Source organism: Marinobacter sp., assembly GCF_033722735.1.
GTDB lineage: Bacteria > Pseudomonadota > Gammaproteobacteria > Pseudomonadales > Oleiphilaceae > Marinobacter.
In genome coordinates, this window is sequence record NZ_JAWVYN010000005.1 from 140,212 (window position 1) to 159,344 (window position 19,133).

15 protein-coding genes are annotated in these 19,133 nt (G+C 57.8%); 8 read left to right on the forward strand and 7 right to left on the reverse strand.

The genetic code is table 11. The annotated features are described in order from the left end of the window. Window positions 1-260 precede the first annotated feature (260 nt). Genes R3175_RS06045 through sdhC form a run of 4 tightly spaced genes read right to left on the reverse strand, consistent with a single transcriptional unit; the run spans window position 261 to window position 3,468 of the window. Window positions 261-965 carry a succinate dehydrogenase iron-sulfur subunit gene (locus R3175_RS06045; RefSeq protein ID WP_318942975.1) on the reverse strand — a complete coding sequence of 235 codons (705 nt, stop codon included), beginning with the start codon at window positions 963-965 and terminating at the stop codon, window positions 261-263. Window positions 966-979: 14 nt separating this feature from the next. Beyond that, window positions 980-2,752: a succinate dehydrogenase flavoprotein subunit gene (gene sdhA / locus R3175_RS06050; RefSeq protein ID WP_318942976.1), complete on the reverse strand. Its 1,773-nt coding sequence runs from the start codon at window positions 2,750-2,752 to the stop codon at window positions 980-982. Between the two features lie 3 nt (window positions 2,753-2,755). Beyond that, the gene (gene sdhD, locus R3175_RS06055) at window positions 2,756-3,100 is read right to left on the reverse strand and encodes a succinate dehydrogenase, hydrophobic membrane anchor protein (protein ID WP_318942977.1); all 345 of its coding nucleotides are present in this window, start codon (window positions 3,098-3,100) and stop codon (window positions 2,756-2,758) included. Then, on the reverse strand, window positions 3,094-3,468 hold the full coding sequence (gene sdhC, locus R3175_RS06060) for a succinate dehydrogenase, cytochrome b556 subunit (RefSeq protein ID WP_318942978.1): 375 nt from the start codon (window positions 3,466-3,468) through the stop codon (window positions 3,094-3,096). The genes sdhD and sdhC overlap by 7 nt, the downstream gene beginning before the upstream one ends. Before the next feature lie 467 nt (window positions 3,469-3,935). Here sdhC and gltA point away from each other — a divergent pair, with 467 nt between their 5' ends. The 6 genes from gltA (at window position 3,936) to R3175_RS06090 (ending at window position 10,885) form a co-directional block, all read left to right on the forward strand. Next, on the forward strand, window positions 3,936-5,210 hold the full coding sequence (gene gltA / locus R3175_RS06065; RefSeq protein WP_318942979.1) for a citrate synthase: 1,275 nt from the start codon (window positions 3,936-3,938) through the stop codon (window positions 5,208-5,210). A gap of 121 nt (window positions 5,211-5,331) precedes the next feature. After that, on the forward strand, window positions 5,332-6,213 hold the full coding sequence (locus R3175_RS06070; RefSeq protein ID WP_318942980.1) for an NAD(P)-dependent oxidoreductase: 882 nt from the start codon (window positions 5,332-5,334) through the stop codon (window positions 6,211-6,213). A 307-nt stretch (window positions 6,214-6,520) separates the two neighbouring features. After that, window positions 6,521-8,482 carry an FAD-dependent oxidoreductase gene (locus tag R3175_RS06075; RefSeq protein WP_318942981.1) on the forward strand — a complete coding sequence of 654 codons (1,962 nt, stop codon included), beginning with the start codon at window positions 6,521-6,523 and terminating at the stop codon, window positions 8,480-8,482. An 8-nt stretch (window positions 8,483-8,490) separates the two neighbouring features. Next, window positions 8,491-9,861, forward strand: a complete 1,371-nt coding sequence (locus R3175_RS06080) for a cytochrome c3 family protein (protein WP_318942982.1) — start codon at window positions 8,491-8,493, stop codon at window positions 9,859-9,861. Beyond that, entirely contained in the window at window positions 9,858-10,442 is a 585-nt protein-coding gene (locus tag R3175_RS06085; protein WP_318942983.1) for a DUF3365 domain-containing protein, read from the forward strand. The genes R3175_RS06080 and R3175_RS06085 overlap by 4 nt, the downstream gene beginning before the upstream one ends. Window positions 10,443-10,471: 29 nt before the next feature. Continuing rightward, window positions 10,472-10,885, forward strand: coding sequence for a globin family protein (locus R3175_RS06090; RefSeq protein ID WP_318942984.1), 414 nt, complete (start codon window positions 10,472-10,474; stop codon window positions 10,883-10,885). Between the two features lie 79 nt (window positions 10,886-10,964). Here R3175_RS06090 and topA read toward each other — a convergent pair whose 3' ends face one another. The 3 genes from topA to fadB all read right to left on the reverse strand — a co-directional run bounded on the left by topA (window position 10,965) and on the right by fadB (window position 17,217). After that, entirely contained in the window at window positions 10,965-13,598 is a 2,634-nt protein-coding gene (topA, locus tag R3175_RS06095; RefSeq protein ID WP_318942985.1) for a type I DNA topoisomerase, read from the reverse strand. 262 nt (window positions 13,599-13,860) lie between these two features. Further along, entirely contained in the window at window positions 13,861-15,036 is a 1,176-nt protein-coding gene (fadA, locus tag R3175_RS06100) for an acetyl-CoA C-acyltransferase FadA (RefSeq protein WP_318942986.1), read from the reverse strand. A 33-nt stretch (window positions 15,037-15,069) separates the two neighbouring features. Next, a complete protein-coding gene (gene fadB / locus R3175_RS06105; protein ID WP_318942987.1) occupies window positions 15,070-17,217 on the reverse strand; it encodes a fatty acid oxidation complex subunit alpha FadB in 2,148 nt (715 codons plus the stop codon). A 498-nt stretch (window positions 17,218-17,715) separates the two neighbouring features. Between fadB and R3175_RS06110 the strand changes: the two genes are divergently transcribed. Together R3175_RS06110 and R3175_RS06115 are read left to right on the forward strand one after the other, a co-directional pair. Next, entirely contained in the window at window positions 17,716-18,531 is an 816-nt protein-coding gene (locus R3175_RS06110; RefSeq protein WP_318942988.1) for a hypothetical protein, read from the forward strand. A gap of 147 nt (window positions 18,532-18,678) precedes the next feature. After that, on the forward strand, window positions 18,679-19,110 hold the full coding sequence (locus tag R3175_RS06115; RefSeq protein ID WP_318942989.1) for a universal stress protein: 432 nt from the start codon (window positions 18,679-18,681) through the stop codon (window positions 19,108-19,110). The last annotated feature ends 23 nt before the right edge of the window (window positions 19,111-19,133 follow it).

Sequence of the window (19,133 nt, forward strand, 5' to 3'; positions counted from 1 at the left end):
GTATTGCACAGTCAATACGGGTATTTACGGGATCGACTGTAGCCACCACAGGTAGCACGGATGTTTTCCGTTCCCTCGTGGTATTTATACTAAGCAAAGCCGTGACCCAGCCTTTTAAGCCTAAGTCACGGCTTCCGTAGTCTGCACTCCTTTAGGACCTTTGGCCATAAGCCATTGGTTGAAGATCCCGCCCCTTTGCAGAACCTTCAGGAGTATCATGCAATGTCAGAACAGTATAACGGCTAATGAACAATGCGCACTTAAGTGGCGCGTTGCAACAGCATATTCCGAATATGGCCGATTGCCCTTGTGGGGTTCAGGCCTTTCGGACAGACGCTGACGCAGTTCATGATGCCGCGGCACCGGAACACACTGAACGGATCGTCCAGGTTGGCCAGCCGCTCGGCTTGAGCGGTATCCCGGCTGTCCGCCAGGAAACGGTAAGCCTGCAGCAGGCCTGCCGGGCCGATGAACTTGTCTGGATTCCACCAGAACGACGGACAGGACGTGGAACAGCATGCACACAGAATACACTCGTACAGGCCGTCCAGCTTCTCGCGGTCTTCCGGTGATTGCAGGCGCTCAATCGCCGGTTCCGGAGTGTTATTGACCAGGTACGGCTGAACCTTTTCGTACTGTTGATAGAACAGACTCATGTCAACGACCAGGTCACGGATAACCGGCAGACCGGGCAACGGACGCAGAACCAGCTTGCCTTTCTTGACCACCTGAGACACAGGGGTGATACAGGCCAGACCGTTCTTGCCATTCATGTTCATGCCGTCAGAACCGCACACACCTTCACGGCAGGAGCGACGGTAGGCAACCGTGGGATCCTTCTCTTTCAGCAGAGCCAGAATATCCAGAACCATCAGGTCCTTACCCTCGGGCAGCTCCAGCTCCACGTCCTGCATATAAGGCGCGTTGTCGGTTTCCGGATTGTAACGATAGATACTTACCAACATGACTGAACCTCCCCTTAGTACGTCCGAACTTTCGGTTCGAATGTATCAACCGTCTTCGGCGCGAAGTTGACTTCACGCTTGCCTACACGCTGTTCCAGCGGGAAGTAAAGCGAGTGCTTCAGCCAGTTTTCATCGTCACGCTCGGTGAAGTCGTTGCGGGCATGGGCGCCCCGACTTTCCTTACGCTCAATGGCGGAGACAGCCGTTGCAAAGGCAACCTCGTACAGGTTGTCCAGTTCCAGCGCCTCAATACGCGCGGTATTGAACGCCTTGCTCTGATCAGCCAGCTTGGTCTTGCGAACCCGCTCGCCAATTTCCTTGAGCATGGCCAGCCCCTTCTCCATGCTTTCGCCGTCGCGGAATACACCGAAGTACAGCTGCATGCAGTTCTGCAGGTCCTTGCGAACCTCAGCCACATCTTCGCCCTCGGCGGCGTTGTCCAGCCGGTCGAGGCGAGCCATGGCACGCTTGATTTCTTCTTCGGTGGCGTCGTCGATTTCGAAGCCGTCACGGAGCATCTGCTCGATGTGCAGGCCAGCGGCACGACCGAACACCACCAGGTCGAGCAACGAGTTGCCGCCCAGTCGGTTGGCACCGTGAACCGATACACAGGCCGCCTCACCGCAGGCGAACAGCCCCTCAACCACCGTGTCTTCGCCCTGCTCGTTCTGGCTCAGCACCTGGCCGCCAACGTTGGTCGGCAGACCACCCATCATGTAATGACAGGTCGGCACAACCGGTACCGGTGCCTTGACCGGATCGACGTGGGCAAAGGTCTTGGAGAGCTCACAGATGCCCGGCAGACGCAGGTTCAGGGTCTCTTCGCCGAGGTGGTCGAGCTTGAGCAGGACGTGATCCTTGTCGGGACCACAGCCACGGCCTTCCAGAATTTCCAGAACCATGGAGCGGGCCACCACGTCACGACCGGCCAGGTCCTTGGCGTTGGGAGCGTAACGCTCCATGAAGCGCTCACCCTCGGAGTTGATCAGGTAGCCACCCTCACCCCGGCAACCCTCGGTGACCAGCACGCCGGCACCGTGGATGCCGGTCGGGTGGAACTGCCACATTTCCATGTCCTGTACCGGGAAGCCGGCACGCAGCGCCATGCCAATGCCGTCACCGGTATTGATCAGGGCGTTGGTGGTGGAGGAGTAAATCCGACCAGCACCGCCGGTCGCCAGAACGGTGGCCTTGGACTTGATGTAAGCCACCTCACCGGATTCGATGTCGATGGCGACGACGCCCACCACCTGGTTCTTGGCGTTCTTCACCAGATCAACGGCGTACCACTCGTTCAGGAAGGTGGTACCGCCTTTGAGGTTGGCCTGATACAGCGTGTGCAGCAGGGCGTGACCGGTACGGTCGGCCGCAGCACAGGTACGGGCAGCCTGGCCGCCCTTGCCGTAATCCTTGGACTGACCGCCGAACGGACGCTGATATATGCGGCCTTGCTCGGTACGGGAGAACGGCAGCCCCATGTGCTCCAGCTCGAAGACCGCCTGCGGGCCAACGGAACACATGTACTCGATGGCGTCCTGGTCACCGATGTAATCGGAACCCTTGACGGTGTCGTACATGTGCCAGCGCCAGTCGTCGTTGGGATCGGCACTGGCGATCGCACAGGTGATACCGCCCTGGGCGGACACGGTGTGGGACCGGGTCGGGAATACTTTCGTGATACACGCGGTATTGACGCCGGATTCGGTCAGCTGCAGCGCGGCGCGCATGCCGGCACCACCACCACCGATTACAATGGCATCGTAGGAAATGGTTTTGATGTTAGCCATCTATTAAAGCCCCCAAAGAATCTGAACACCCCAAACGACGTAGACAAACATGACCAGACCACAAGCTGCCTGAACCAGAAAGCGCGGCAGGGTGGCCTTGATGTAGTCGGTCGTGACAGTCCACAGCCCTACCCAGGCGTGGGCGCCGAGTGAAAGAAGAGCCAACAGGGTGAAGATGCGGAACCAGGTCTGCGCAAACAGGGCAGACCAGGTTTCGAAATTGACGTCGGTGGTCAGCACAAAGCCGAACAAGAAGATGGTGTAAAGTGCCAGAACATAAGCGGTGACGCGCTGGATCAGCCAGTCATAAACACCGCTGCGACCGAGATTCGTTACGCTGCTTACCATACCCAGACTCCTGCCAGAACGATGAGAATGACGGAAACCACCACCGTGGCTTTCGCGGCGAGACGGCCGCTTTCAAGCTCTTCACCGATACCCATATCCATCAACAGGTGCTTGATACCGGCTACCAGGTGGTACAACAAGGCGGACAGGATGCCCCAGGTGATCAGCTTCGCCAGGAAGCTGTCCAGCAAGCCATTAATTCGGCTGAAGCCCTCTTCCCCGGACAGGGAAACGTCCAGACCGTACAACAGGAACGCAACACCAATAAAAATGATGATGCCGCTGATACGGTGCAATATTGACGTGATGGCTGGCAGCGGAAAATGAAACGTGCCGAGATCGAGATTAACTGGTCGTTTGCTATTCACAGCGCTCTCACACTCTCTCTTTGTTCCGCGATTCCGTTAGACCGGTGCGGATGGTTGGTATGTAAGGATGTCGTGTTATTTGACGTGTTGATACGAAGCCATAACACGAATGGCTCAGGAGGGAGAAACCACCGCACGCAGACGTCATTGCAGGCGTAGTGGATTGGTATATCCCCGATTCCGGGCTAGGGATTATAAGGAGTGACCCCGGGAATTACAAACGGGCAACACGGCGGAACCCCGACAAATCAGGGGATAAGGCGGGAGCAAGGAATCATTGAACGGGAGCTCCCGGTCGACCGTCCAGTGTCCCGGGGTGCCCCAAAAGCACATCCCGGGGGCGAAATTTACAGCTTTTCTGCTCGCGCGCATTGACAAAAAAAGCCAACAGCCTATATTTTGCCGCCTGCTTTGCCATAATACGCGCCTTCCCGCGCACCTCAAATGCTGATAAATAGGAGAGCACCATGACCGACAAGAAAGCAACGCTTTCGGTGGGTGACAAGTCCATTGAGCTACCGGTTTATTCAGGCACTGTAGGCCCGGATGTTATCGACGTACGCGGCCTGGTACAGGAAGGCGTCTTCACTTACGACCCAGGATTCGTGTCAACGGCGGCTTGTGAATCCCAGATCACCTACATCGATGGTGCAAACGGCGTTCTCCTGCACCGCGGTTACCCGATTGAACAGCTGGCAGAAAGCTCCGATTATCTGGAAGTCTGCTACCTGCTGCTGAACGGGGAGCTGCCCAGCCCTAAAGAGAACAAGCGTTTCCACGACACCGTGAAGAACCACACCATGCTGCATGACCAGATGCGCAACTTCTTCCACGGTTTCCGTCGCGACGCTCACCCGATGGCCATCATGTGCGGCGTAGTCGGCGCCCTCTCTGCCTTCTACCATGATCAAATGGATGTGAACGACGCCCACCAGCGCGAAATCACTGCACACCGCCTGGTTGCCAAGATGCCAACCATTGCTGCCTGGTGTTACAAGTACGCCAATGGCCAGCCTTTCATGTACCCGCGTAACGACCTGTCCTACGCCGAAAACTTCCTGTACATGATGTTCGGCACCCCGTGCGAGGATTACAAGCCGAACCCGGTCCTGGCCAAGGCCATGGACAAGATCTTCATCCTCCACGCCGACCACGAACAGAACGCCTCCACCTCCACCGTACGCCTGGCCGGCTCGACCGGTGCCAACCCGTACGCCTGTATCGCCTCCGGCATTGCCGCCCTGTGGGGCCCGGCACACGGCGGCGCCAACGAGGCGGTGCTGGACATGCTGGCAGAAATTGGCGACGAATCCAATATCGAAGAATTCATTGCCAAGGCCAAGGACAAGAACGACCCGTTCCGTCTGATGGGCTTCGGCCACCGGGTCTACAAGAATTTCGACCCACGGGCCAAGGTCATGCGCGAAACCGCCCACGAGGTCCTCTCGGAGCTGGGCCTGGAGAACGATCCGCTGCTGAAGATCGCCCAGCGCCTGGAAAAGATTGCCCTGGAAGACGAGTACTTCGTTCAGCGCAAGCTGTACCCGAACGTCGACTTCTACTCCGGCATCATCCTCAAGGCGATGGGTATCCCGACTTCCATGTTCACGGTTATCTTCGCCATGTCCCGCACCATCGGCTGGTTCTCCCACTGGAACGAGATGGTCAGCGGCAGCTATCGCATCGGTCGTCCCCGCCAGCTGTACACGGGTTACGACAGCCGGGATTACCCGAAGAAATAACTCTTCGCAATCCTCAAAAGGCCGCTTTTCAGCGGCCTTTTTTATTCTCGGCGGCTCTGCAACCATACCCCTCTACTGACAATCATTTGCCGGAAACAGGTGGCAGTTAAGGAGACAGAGTATGGCAACGAAGGTGGCGTTTATCGGATTGGGGGTAATGGGTTACCCCATGGCGGGCCATCTGGCGACAGCTGGCTACGACGTCAGCGTATGGAACCGCACCGAAGCCAAGACCGAACAATGGGCAAGGACCTACACCGGCAGGGCCTGTAAGAGCATTGCCGACGCCGTGGGTGAGGCCGAGCTCGTGCTCACCTGTGTCGGCGCTGACCCGGACCTGATCAATATTTATGAAAGCGCCATCGGCATCATCGAAAATGCCCCAGAGGGTGCCATTCTGGTAGACCACACCACCGCGTCCGCCATGGTTGCCGAACGGCTTTGCGAATCCGCCGCCCGACGCAATCAGTCGTTTCTCGACGCACCGGTCTCCGGTGGGCAGCAAGGCGCGGAAAACGGACAACTAACCATCATGTGTGGCGGCAATGCCGACGCCTTCGGCAAGGCGCAGCCGGTGCTGCGCTGCTACGCCAAGGCACTTAACCTGATGGGACCGGCCGGTGCCGGACAGAAAACCAAAATGGTCAACCAGATAGCCATTGCCGGCCTGATACAGGGCCTGTCTGAAGCACTGCACTTCGCCGAGCAGGCAAAGCTGGATGCCGCCAAAGTCGTCGAGGTAATCTCCAAGGGCGCCGCCCAGTCCTGGCAGATGGAAAACCGCTCCGCCACCATGCTCTCAGGCGAATTTGAACACGGATTTGCAGTGGATTGGATGCGCAAGGATCTTTCCATTTGCCTGGAAGAAGCCCGAAAGAATGGTGCCTCCCTCCCCGTCACCGCACTGGTCGATCAATTCTACAACGATGTACAGGCCATGGGCGGAAACCGCTGGGATACTTCCTCGCTGATCCAGCGCCTTCGAAAATTGACCCACTCCTGACTCCCCTTTCCTGCTTTAAAGCGGCGCATGGAGTGCGCCGCGTGCCCCATCTAAAAGCCAGCCGCCCGCTTTCGAACGCCCAACTATCCCTCTTTCTTTTTGTTTTTTATATCTTTTTTTAATAGTGGCCCAGCTCCTGCGTCTGTCTTGGCAAAGGTCAACGACGACCAAACAGATTTGTTTCGAGCGCCCCCTACCTTGGAGTGGCGTGAGACTGGCAAGTGATAATCGTTTTTTTATTCGGGCAACAGGGTCCACCCCGCCAGGGGATGGACCCTTTTTCTTTTACTCAGGGTATTCGACGGATATGGGCCAAGAGACCCCTTTACCGAGCACGCTTTTAGCGTTGGCGACCGAGACTTCGGCAGATCCAATTGTCATCGTAGGCAATGGCCCCGTTGGGGTACACCTGCTCAATGAGTTGCAAAGGCGGCGTCCTTCTCAACCTGTGGTGCTGCTGGGCCGTGAGGAAACGCAGCCTTACAACCGGGTCGCCTTATCCAGCTTGCTGCAAGGCGAGGTGTCGGTGGAATCCCTGATCACACCGTTGTCCGTGGCCGGATCGGTGACCTATCGCCCGGGAACGGACATCACCGCCATCGATACCAGCCGCAAGGAAGTGATTGACCATCTGGGCTATCGCTATCGCTACAGCAAGCTCGTCCTCGCCCTGGGCTCAAGCCCACATGTTCCGAGCATTCCCGGCCGAGAGCTCTCCGGTGTGTACACTTTCCGCAACCTGCGGGATGTGGAACACCTGCGCTCGAGACACGCTCGCAGTCGACATTGCGTCGTTATCGGTGGCGGGCTGCTAGGCCTGGAAGCAGCCCGAGGCATGCAACGTTATGGCACCCGCGTCACGCTGATCCACCACGCCCCCTACCTGATGAACCGCCAACTGGATCATCGATTGGCGAACAACCTTGAATCCCGGCTTCTGGACAGGCAGCTGACGATTCGTACCCATAACTCCGTCAGCCGGATCGAAGGCAACGAACGGGTGGAATCCGTTCGATTACGCAATGGCGAAACCATTCCCTGCGACACCCTGGTGTTTGCCACCGGCATACGGCCCAACGCTGACTTGGCCCGAAATGCCGGGTTATCCATAGGGCGCGGCATTCGCGTCGACGACCAGTTGCAGACTTCGGCCACCGATATATACGCCATTGGTGAATGCGCCGAACACCGGGGCGAGATTTATGGCCTGGTAGGCCCGGGCCTGGAACAGGCTGCCGCCCTCGCCCTTCACCTCACCGGTGAGGCCGCCCATTACACCGGTTCTCTGCTGGCAAGCACGCTGAAGGTTAACCAGGTCCCCGTTCACAGTGCTGGCACTGTCAGTGAATACAGCCCTGGCATGATCGATTGCACGGTGCGCCACGCCAACGACCATAGCGAACGGGCGATAAAACTTTACCGCGGACGGCTGATGGGCGCCTGCGGTGTCGGTCCCTGGCCCGGTTTTTCTCGAATCCAGGACGCGGTGGCTCACCAGGTCCGAATCTGGCCCTGGCAACGGTGGCACTTCTTCCGTCACGGAGAGCTCTTTGCGGACAGCAAGCAGGATTTGCCGGATCAGGCACTCCTCTGTAATTGCAGGCAGATTTCAGTCGGTCAGATTCGGGCATGCTTCCAGCCAGGCATGTCGGTAGAACAACTCGGTAAGGCCTCGGGCGCGGGCCAGGTGTGCGGCAGTTGCCGCCCCCTGATTGCCCAACTGAGCGCCACACCGCTACCAACTGAGCCGGTTTCAAAGGTTCCGGTGTTTGCTGGCCTAACCGCTCTGGTTTACCTGGCACTGTTCGGTCTACTACCGGCCTTTCCCGTGCCCCTCGGCGTGGCCGATAGCCCCATTCTCCAGCTCTGGACCGATAGCCAGGCGCGTCAGTGGACCGGCTATAGCCTTTTGGGGCTGGTCACACTCAGCATGGTTGTCAGCCTGTTCAAACGAGGTCCAATACGCTGGGGCCGGGGTTTCCCCATCGCGAGAAATATCCATCTGGTGTTGGCCCTTGCCATGGCATTCCTGCTTTGGGTCCACACGGGATTGCAAAATAGCAGCAACCTGAACTTTGCCCTGCTATCGACCGCCATTGCGTTGGTGGCCCTCGGTGGTGCGACGTCGCTGCTAGCGGGCCTGGAACCGCGTTACCCCAACCTTCGCCTGAAAGCGTGGAAACGACGACTCAGCGGATGGCACCTGTACCTCGCCTGGCCGCTACCGGTGTTGCTGGCCTTCCACATCTTATCGGTGTACTACTTCTAGGATGCAGTATGCGTAAACGGCTTCCCTGGATTCTCTGGCTGCTGTTCAGCCTCCTGCTGGCTGGCGTCCTGGGCTTCGAACTGTTTGCCCAGCCCCAGAAACCCCACTTTTTACCGGGGCAGACCTCGGTCGGCCACTTTCAGATCGAGCTTACCTGCAACGCCTGCCATAGCGAGTCCTTCGCCGACCGGGAAACCATCCAACAATCCTGTGTAGGCTGTCATGGCGAAGAACTGAAGGCCGCACGTGATAGCCACCCGAAAAGCAAGTTCACCGATCCCCGGAACGCCAGCCGACTTTCGGAGATCGACGCCCGCTACTGCGTGGCCTGTCACACCGAGCACAACCCGGAAATCACCTTGCCCATGGGACTTACCCAGCCGGCGGATTTCTGTCTTACCTGCCACGAAGACATTGCCGAAGACCGCCCCAGCCATACCGGCATGGCCTTCGATACCTGCGCATCCTCGGGCTGTCACAACTATCACGACAACCAGGCACTGTATGAAGACTTCCTGCTCGATCATGCCGCTGAACCGGACATGATGATGGGAAGCGGATTGCCGCAAAGCTCGCTGCCGCAACTCATGGCCATGTCCGGTCAAGCCTGGAATACCTTCAATCCAACGCGCGTGGCCGAGGTGGCGGAACGGGATTGGCAACTAGCCCATCAGGAATGGCTCGCTGGCGCTCATGGCCAGGCCAACGTTGGCTGCCAGAACTGCCACCAGCCAGATCCCGAGGCCCCCTGGGAACAGCAACCGAATACCGAGGTTTGCGGCGACTGCCATCAACGAGAACAGGATGGCTTCCGTACGGGCAAGCACGGGATGCGTCTGGCCCAGGGCCTTCCGGCCATGACCCCGGAACTGGCCCGGCAGCCCATGAAGACGGAAGCGTCTCACCAATCCCTCACCTGTAACAGTTGCCATGCTCCCCACGCCCAGGACACCCGGGTGGCAGCCGTTGAGGCGTGCATCGGATGTCACGATGACGAGCACACCCTGGCCTTTGAGAACTCCCCTCACCACGCCACCTGGACGGAGTTCCTCAACGGTGATCGCCCGCGGGAATTGGCCGTTAGCTGCGCCACCTGCCACATGCCCAGAGTGGAGGTCGACCACTTTGGCCAGCAGGTCGTAGTGGTTGAACACAACCAGAACGCCACCTTGCGACCCAACGAAAAGATGATTCGAACCAGCTGCATGAACTGCCACGGACTGGCCTTCTCCATTGATGCACTGGCATCCCCCGAATTGATTCGATCCAACTTCCATGACGAGCCGGCCGCCCATATCACCAGCATCGACATGGCCCTGGAACGGATTAACACCGGCAGTAACCCAGACCCCCAAAATCCAAACGGAGAGAGACCATGAAAACCAGACTGATAACCAGTGTCGTGGCCGCGGCAGCATTCCTAACCGGCTGCGGCGGATCGGGTGAACCGGAACAGGTGGGCATCGAGCCGAAAGTTTTCGCCGACTCCCTGTTCGCGGTCATGAAATCCGACCGAACCAACTACACCAAGCTGATCATCCAACGGCTTGGCCCCAATGGGGTCGGCGCGATCCAGCCTCTGGAGCATTGGGAAGACACCGAAAACTCCGCCCCATTACCAGCACAGATGTTCCGCTACGGCGCTGAGGGCGTCACCGAGATGACCGACAGCTTTACCTACTCACTGCAGTCCCTGTGGCCGGTGAACAAACAGAACGCCCCCAAGACGGACGTGGAGATCGAAGGGCTCAAGTACATCGCTGACAATCCTGGCCAGAATTTTTACGGAGAGGAAACGCTTGGCGACACAACTTACTTCACCGCCGTGTATCCGGATATTGCGGTATCCCCAGCATGCACCAGCTGCCACAACGCCCACCGGGATTCACCCAGGGACGACTTCAAGATTGGCGAGGTCATGGGCGGCGTCGTGATTCGTCTGCCATTGCCACAAAGCTAACAACCCAACGTTTCAGAGGGAGAGCCATCATGAATGAGCACCAGATTACCCTGGTCCAGGAGTCCTTTGCCAAAGTCGCGCCGATTGCGGATCAGGCGGCAGCCATGTTTTACCAGAAGCTGTTTGAACTGGACCCCGAGCTCAAGCCATTGTTCAAGGGAGACCTGGATGAACAAGGCAAGAAGCTAATGAAGATGATCGGAATCGCGGTAAACGGACTGGACCGCCTGGAAGAGATCGTGCCCGCTGTACAGAACCTCGGGGAACGCCACGTCGGTTATGGGGTCAAGGATCGGGACTACGATACCGTTGCCAATGCCCTATTATGGACCCTGGAGCAAGGATTGGGGCCTGATTTCACGCCAGAATGCAAGGAAGCCTGGACCATCACCTACACCTTGCTGGCCACCACCATGAAGGATGCGGCGAACGCCACCGTCTGATCAAACCCACCACAACGACAAAGGGCGGATGTGTAGCATCCGCCCTTTGTCTTTAAACGACTTGATGGTGCGCCGATACCTACTTGTTGGGCACCCATTTGCCATTGCGGTAGTAGGCGCTCCAGCCACTGGCCTTACCGTCCTTCTCGCTCATCACGTACTGTTCCTTGGTCTTCCGACTGTATCGAACAACGGTCGGATTCCCCTCCGGATCCTTGGTGGGCGCCTTCATCAGGAACGCGTACTTGGGATCGATCTCATCCTTGTGTGGCAGCAGCTCGCTGACCAACGGCGCCCGCGTCTCCCGGTTCTTGGGGAACTTGCTGGCAGCCAGGAACAACCCGGAGGCACCATCCCGCAACACGTAGGTGTCGTCCACCTTCTGACACTGCAGCTCAGGCATCGGCACCGGATCCATCTTGGGGGGGGCCGGCTCGCCGCTTTTCAGCAATTTGCGGGTATTCTTGCACTCCGTATTGGTGCAACCAAAGTACTTGCCGAAGCGCCCGGTCTTGAGCTGCATTTCAGAGCCGCACTTGTCGCATTCCAGGGTCGGGCCGTCATACCCCTTGATACGGAACGTCCCCTTTTCCACCTCAAACCCGGAACAATCCGGATTGTTCCCGCAAACATGGAGTTTGCGCGTCTCATCCACCAGGTAGCTGTCCATCGCTGTGCCACACTTGGGACAACGGCGTTTCTTGCGCAGCAGCCGGGTTTCGCCCTCGCCTTCGACATCGTCTTCGGCGCTGACCACTTCGTCGCCGGACACCAGGTTGATGGTGGTCTTGCAGCGCTCCTTGGGCGGCAGTGAATAGCCGGAGCAGCCCAGGAAGACGCCGGTGCTGGCGACACGAATCTGCATCGGCCGTTCACAGGTCGGACAGGGAATGTCAGTCTCGGTCGGCGTATTGCCCCGCATCCCCTCTTCGTCATTCCGGCTGGCCTTCTCCAGTTGCTGCCGGAAATTGTTGTAAAACTCGTTGAGCACCTTCTTCCAGTCAATGTCGCCTTCAGCGATTTCGTCCAGCTCTTCTTCAAGGCGGGCGGTGAAGTCGTAATCCATTAGGTTGGCGAAGGATTCGGACAACCGTTCGGTGACAATGTCGCCCATTTTCTCGGAATAGAAACGCCGGTTCTGCAACCGGACATAGCCCCGGTCCTGGATGGTGGAGATGATTGACGCGTAGGTGGAAGGCCGCCCGATGCCCTTCTTCTCCAGCTCCTTGACCAGGCTGGCCTCGGTGTAGCGGGGCGCAGGCTTGGTGAAGTGCTGGCTGGGATCGAGCTTGACCAACGACAGGTCGTCGCCCACCTGGATATCCGGCAGTGCGATGTCTTCCTCCTTCTTGGAGGACTGCGGCGCCACCTTCAGGAAACCGTCAAACTTGATGATGCGCCCACGGGTACGGAGCTCGTAATCGCCGTTGGCGACCACCACCGACGTGCTGAGGAACTCCGCGTCGGACATCTGACAGGCAACGAACTGCCGCCAGATCAGCTCGTAGAGCTTCTCAGCGTCTTTTTCAAGGCCGCTGATGTCTGCAGCGCGCCGACTGACTTCGGTGGGCCGGATGGCCTCGTGGGCCTCCTGAGCGCCCTCCTTGCTGCCATACACCCGAGGCTTCTCGGGCAGGTACTGACCACCGAATTGCTGCTCGATGTAATCGCGGCACCCATTCACCGCGTCTTGACTCAGGTTGGTGGAGTCGGTCCGCATATAGGTGATGTAACCGGCTTCATAGAGTCGCTGGGCGAGCATCATGGTCTTCTTGACACTGAAGCCCATACGGTTACTGGCCGCCTGCTGCAGGGTCGAGGTAATAAAGGGCGCGGACGGACGGGAACGGGTGGGCTTGTCCTCCCGCTTGGCCACCTTGAAGCCGCCTTGCTCCAGCCGCTGGACGTGCTCGTTGCTCTGTTTTTCGCTCTCGGGCCGGTACGGCTTGTCCGCGTAGCGGGTCACTTCGAACCGGACCGGCTTCTCGGCATTCCTGGCGCCCAGGTCGGCGTGCAACTGCCAGAATTCCTCGGGAACGAAGGCCCGGATCTCCCGTTCCCGCTCCACAATCAGGCGCACGGCTACCGATTGCACCCGCCCGGCGGACAGACCCCGCGCCAGTTTCGCCCAGAGCAGAGGCGACACCATGTAGCCAACCACCCGGTCCAGAAACCGGCGCGCCTGCTGGGCATTGACCCGATTGGTATCGAGGGAGCCGGGATCCTCAAACGCCGCCTTGATGGCCCGCTTGGTGATTTCGTTGAACACCACCCGGCGGTACTTATCCGGCTCACCGCCAATGGTTTCCTGCAGGTGCCAGGCGATGGCCTCCCCTTCCCGGTCCAAATCCGTTGCCAGGAAGATATGATCGGCGGATTTGGCCAGCCGCTTGAGCTCATTGACGACCTTTTCCTTGCCCGGAAGGACCTGATAGTGGGCCTCCCAGTTTTTGTCCGGATCGACCCCCATACGCGCGACCAGTTGCTCCCGGGCCTTGCGTTTCTTGTATTCCGCCTTCTCCTCAGGGTTCATCTTCCGGGTCAGGGCTGCCTGCTTGGCCCGTTCTTTCGGATCGGTCTGGGAGCCGCTGCCACTGACCGGCAGGTCACGAATATGCCCAACACTGGACTTGACGATGTAGTCAGAGCCCAGGTACTTGTTGATGGTCTTCGCTTTTGCTGGCGACTCGACAATAACGAGACTTTTACCCATATCGGAGATCTGTTTCCTTGACGAAAATCGTACAAAATTCCAGCGACTCATAAAGTTGCTGAAAAATCAGTCGGCTAGTAAACCGGAAATAGCCGCCTCTGTATATAGGAGCACTGTTTTACAGGGTCACGAAAACCAAGACAACCCATTCTTTGCCTTCAGGACCGGTTTTCTACCCCGGTTTAGTTTCATTTTTCGGTTCTGGCAAGAAAAAAGCCCGGCGAATGCCGGGCCCTTTCTGGTTTCGAAACTGATCAACGGATCAGAGACGCTCCCATACGGTCGCAATGCCCTGGCCAAGACCGATACACATGGTGGACACACCATACTTACCGTCGTTGGCCTCCAGTACGTTAACAAGCGTCGTGGAGATACGGGCACCGGAACAACCCAGCGGATGGCCGAGGGCAATCGCGCCGCCGTTCAGGTTAACCTTCTCGTCCATCACCGCCGTCAGCTTCAGGTCCTTGATGACCGGCAGGGACTGACCGGCAAACGCTTCGTTCAGCTCCCAGAAGTCGATATCTTCGACTTTCAGGCCGGCACGCTTCAGCGCCTTCTTGGTCGCCGGCACCGGGCCGTAACCCATGATGGCGGGGTCACAGCCAGCAACCGCCATGCTGACAATCCGGGCACGCGGCTTGAGGCCGAGGGCCTCTGCACGCTCTGCAGACATCAACACCATGGCTGCAGCACCGTCGGTCAGCTGTGACGACGTACCAGCCGTCACGGTTCCGTTCTTCGGATCGAACGCCGGACGCAGCTGGGACAGAGACTCAACGGTGGTCTCCGGACGAATGGTCTCGTCATTCTCGATCAGCTTCTTGAAGCCATTCTCATCGTGACCCTCGATGGGCACGATTTCGTTCTTGAAGCGACCTTCCAGCGTGGCTTCGTGGGCCAGACGGTGGGAACGGGCGCCAAACTCGTCCTGCTGCTCACGGGTAATCCCGTGCATCTTGGCGAGCATTTCTGCGGTCAGGCCCATCATGTTGGAGGCCTTGGCAGAGTATTTGGAGGCTGCCGGGTTGTGGTCGAAGCCTTCGGTCATGGGCACGTGCCCCATGTGCTCAACGCCACCAACCACGAATACATCACCGTTGCCGGTCATGATGGCCTGGGCGGCAGTGTGAATCGCAGTCATGGCGGAGCCACACAGGCGGTTCACAGTCTGGGCCGCAGACTCGTGAGGAATCTTGGTCATCAGCGAAATCTGACGCGCCACGTTGAAGCCCTGCTCTTTGGTCTGGTTTACACAGCCCCAGATCACGTCTTCAACTTCTTTCGGGTCGAGCTTGGGATTACGCTCGAACAGTGCGTCGATCAGTGCAGCCGACAGGTTTTCCGCACGTACGTTGCGGAAACAACCGTTCTTGGCACGACCCATCGGAGTCCGCACGCAATCGACGACGACAACGTCTCTCGGATTCAGGCTCATAGATCTTTCTCCGTTCGGAAATCTCGTTCAGGGTTAGCCAAAGAACTTCTTGCCAGTCTTGGCCATTTCACGCAGCTTCTCGGTCGGGTGGTACAGCGGACCCAGATCTGCGTACTTGTCTGCCAGCTCGACGAACTTGTCTACGCCCATGTCGTCGATGTAGCGCAGGGCGCCACCACGGAACGGCGGGAAGCCGATACCGAAAATCAGACCCATGTCAGCGTCGGCCGGATCCTCAACGATGCCGTCTTCCAGGCAGCGAACGGTTTCCAGGCACAGCGGGATCATCATGCGGGCAATGATCTCTTCGTCGTCGAAGTCCTTCTTGCCCTGAACCACCGGCTCAATGAGCTTGTAGGTTTCTTCGTCAACAACCTTCTTCTTCTTGCCTTTGCGATCCAGCTCGTACTTATAGAAGCCGATGTCGTTCTTTTGACCGTAGCGATTGTTCTCGAACATCACGTCAATGGCGCTCTTGTTCTCGTCCTTCATACGGTCCGGGAAGCCTTCCGCCATCACTTCGTTGGCGTGTTTGGCAGTGTCCATGCCGACCACGTCGAGCAGGTACGCCGGGCCCATCGGCCAGCCGAACTTCTCCATCACCTTGTCGATCTTCTGGAAATCGGCGCCGTCACGTACCAGACCGGCAAAACCGCCGAAGTACGGGAACAGAACGCGGTTAACCAGGAAGCCCGGGCAGTCGTTGACAACGATCGGGGTCTTGCCCATGGCCTTCGCGTAGGCAACGGTGGTCGCAATGGCACGATCACTGGTCTTCTCGCCACGGATTACCTCAACCAGCGGCATCATGTGTACCGGGTTGAAGAAGTGCATGCCACAGAAGTTTTCCGGGCGCTTCAGGTTCTTGGCCAGAAGATTGATGGAAATGGTGGAGGTATTGGAGGTCAGGATGGCATCCTCACGAACCGCATCCTCGGTTTCACGCAATACCGCGTCTTTCACCTTCGGGTTCTCGACCACCGCCTCGACCACCAGGTCAACGTTCTTGAAGTCGCCGTAGTTCAGGGTCGGGGTGATGCTGTTGAGGACATCGGCCATCTTGTCGGCCTTCATCTTGCCCTTGCTAACACGCTTGGCCAGCAGGCTCTTGGCTTCCTTCAGCCCCAGGTTGATACCGTCCAGGTTGATGTCCTTCATGATGATCGGAGTGCCTTTCAGGGCAGACTGGTAGGCTACGCCACCACCCATGATGCCCGCACCCAGCACGGCCGCGAGTTTGACGTCGCTGGCTTCCTTCTCCCAGGCCTTGGCCTTTTTCTTGAGCTCCTGGTCGTTCAGGAACAGACCAACCAGGCAGGCCGCCACATTGGTCTTGGCCATCTTGGCGAAGCCCTTGGCTTCCACTTCGATTGCCTTGTCGCGAGTCAGGTTGGCGTGCTTCTGCATCACCTTGATCGCTTCAACCGGCGCCGGATAGTTCTTGCCGGCCTTGCCAGCAACAAAGGCCTTGGAGATCTCGAACGCCATCATGCTTTCCATGGAGTTCAGCTGGATCTTGCCCTTTTTCTCTTCGCGACGCGCCTGGTTGTCCAGCTTGCCTTCGTTGCACTCGTTGATGATGGCAACAGCAGCTTCGACCAGTTTGTCGGATTCAACGACTGCGTCGACGGCGCCAACTTTCAGGGCGGCGTCGGCCCGGTTCTCGGTTCCACCGCAGATCCACTCGACGGCATAGTCAACACCAACCAGGCGAGACAGCCGCACGGTGCCGCCGAAACCGGGGAAGATACCCAGCTTCACTTCCGGCAGACCGACTTTGGCCTTGCTGTCCATGACCCGGTAGTCGGTGGCCAGGCACATTTCAAAACCGCCACCCAATGCGATGCCGTTAATGGCAGTCACGGTCGGGAACGGCAGGTCTTCAATGTCGTTGAAGACTTCGTTGGCCGTAAGGTTGTTGGCAATCAGGTCCTCTTCCGGACCTGCGAACAGGTCGGTGAACTCTGTGATATCGGCGCCGACAATGAACGAGTCCTTGGAGCTGGTGACAACCAGACCCTTAAGACCTTTCTGTTCCTTGAGTTTGTCGGTCGCGGCGCGGAGCTCTTCGATGGTAAGACGGTTGAACTTGTTGACTGACTCGCCCTGCAAGTCAAAGTTCAACTGAGCGATCCCGCCTTCGATCTCTTTAACCGTGATGGCTTTACCTTCGTAAATCATCAACTGATCTCCAGTCTGTGTTTGGAACTGCGTCCAGTGAAGCGAATCGACACGCGTCACTCCACTGAGTGTGCAGCGAGATTTCGGTCACTGCCCGATCAATCGATTCAAAAATTCATACAGTCGTTTGAATCGTGGGTAGCACACGATGAAAAAAAACCGTCCGTTTGTCAATTTGTTTCTGGCCTCAAGGCACAAATAAATGACCTGAAAGCAGGCCTGAGCGTTCAGTCAGTGAGACAGATTTCGTATTTATTCAGGCCATTATTGCGACTACTTGAGAGGGTGCCCAAGCACTCGTCCGTATCCGCAATACTTTGTTACATTTAAACTGACCCGCGCCAAGAAAACTGCTTGATTGGCTGGCAAAGTTACTTTACCTTCAATTTCAGACTTTCGTCCAATGGCCGGTGGTGTGGGCCTTCCTCCTGCATGAACGCCCCGGCTCTCGCGGACCACAATAATAAAACACCATAATAAATACGGAGACAGCATCCGATGAAAGACGCTCGTATTGGGGCGCGATCCCTTATTGCGGCCTTTTTCCTCCTGGTCATTGCGTCACTGGGCGCCAAGGCCGACGAAGCCTCAAACTTCCTCAGCAACCTGCACAACTTCCGAGTCAGCAACTTCATTGCCCTCGATGCCTATTACCGATTCTCCGCGGACGGCAATACCGGGTCCCTGAACGAGATCGTTGCGGCCATTAACAACGCCAACGCCTCGATGAACACGGTCTCTTCAAGCACTGCGGAAGTCCTGAGCGCGGCGGATATCGAGGGTCTCAACGAAGACTTCGACAAGTTCAAGGATCTGATGCGCCTGAACATCAACGATGTCCGCAACAGCGGCTATCCAGACCTGAGACTGGTCGGCGAAATGGCGGAACAGGCGGCGGCGCTCAATAACCGGGCAACCGAGCTGTACTCCCTCTCCCTGGAAAGCAATCAGATCACCATCAATGACCGGATCGAGGCGGCCCGGTCGGCTGCGGTGACCATGGCCCAGATGATGGCCAAGTACTCCGTACGCTCTCATATGTCCGTGTCGCAGACCTTTCAGGGCAGTGCGACGGACGAACCGCTCGACGTCAAGGCCAAGAAATTCGAATCGCTGTTAACTCAGGTCTCCAGCGGACCGAAAACCGGTCAGCTCAAGACCACGCTGGAAGAAATCAATTCCAAGTGGCTGTTCATCCGCAACTCCTACATTAACTACAACGAGAACAACGTCTCGTTTGTTATTGACCGCTACTCCAAAGGTATTCTCGAAGCCCTGGACAGCACCATCACGCTCCTTCAGGAGAGCGCCTGACGCCCGCCGGGGTCGGCCCCGCGCCGGGTCGACCCAACAACGCCCTCCCCTTTGTTGACGCTGATCAGTGCCAGATGCCCGGTTCTGTCCTAAAGTAGTTCAAAAGACAAACCCGTTGTCAGACATTCCCGTTGAAAGGAGTTCGAAATGTCGACCTACAAGAGAGTGTTGGCTGCCATTGACCTCACCGAGGAGGCGCCGCAAGTCCTTAACCGGGCAATTGAAGTCTGCAAGGCCCACAATGCCGAACTACTGCTCTGCCACGTGGTTGAGCCGGTCGGCTACGCCTATGGCGGCGATATTCCGATGGACCTGACCGAGTTGCAGGATCAGCTCGATGCTGCCGCCAAAGACCAGCTGGCCAGCTATGGCAAGAGTCACGGAGTGAGTGAGGAGAACCAGATCGTCACGGTCGGACGGCCAGAGACGGAGATACATCGCCTGTCCGAAGAGCGTCAGGCCGATCTCATTATAGTGGGTAGCCACGGCCGACGGGGTATTCAGTTGTTGCTGGGGTCAACCGCCAATGGTGTGCTGCACGGCGCCAAGTGTGACGTACTGGCGGTCCGCATCAGTTGACCCTCGCGGATTACGCCCCCCCC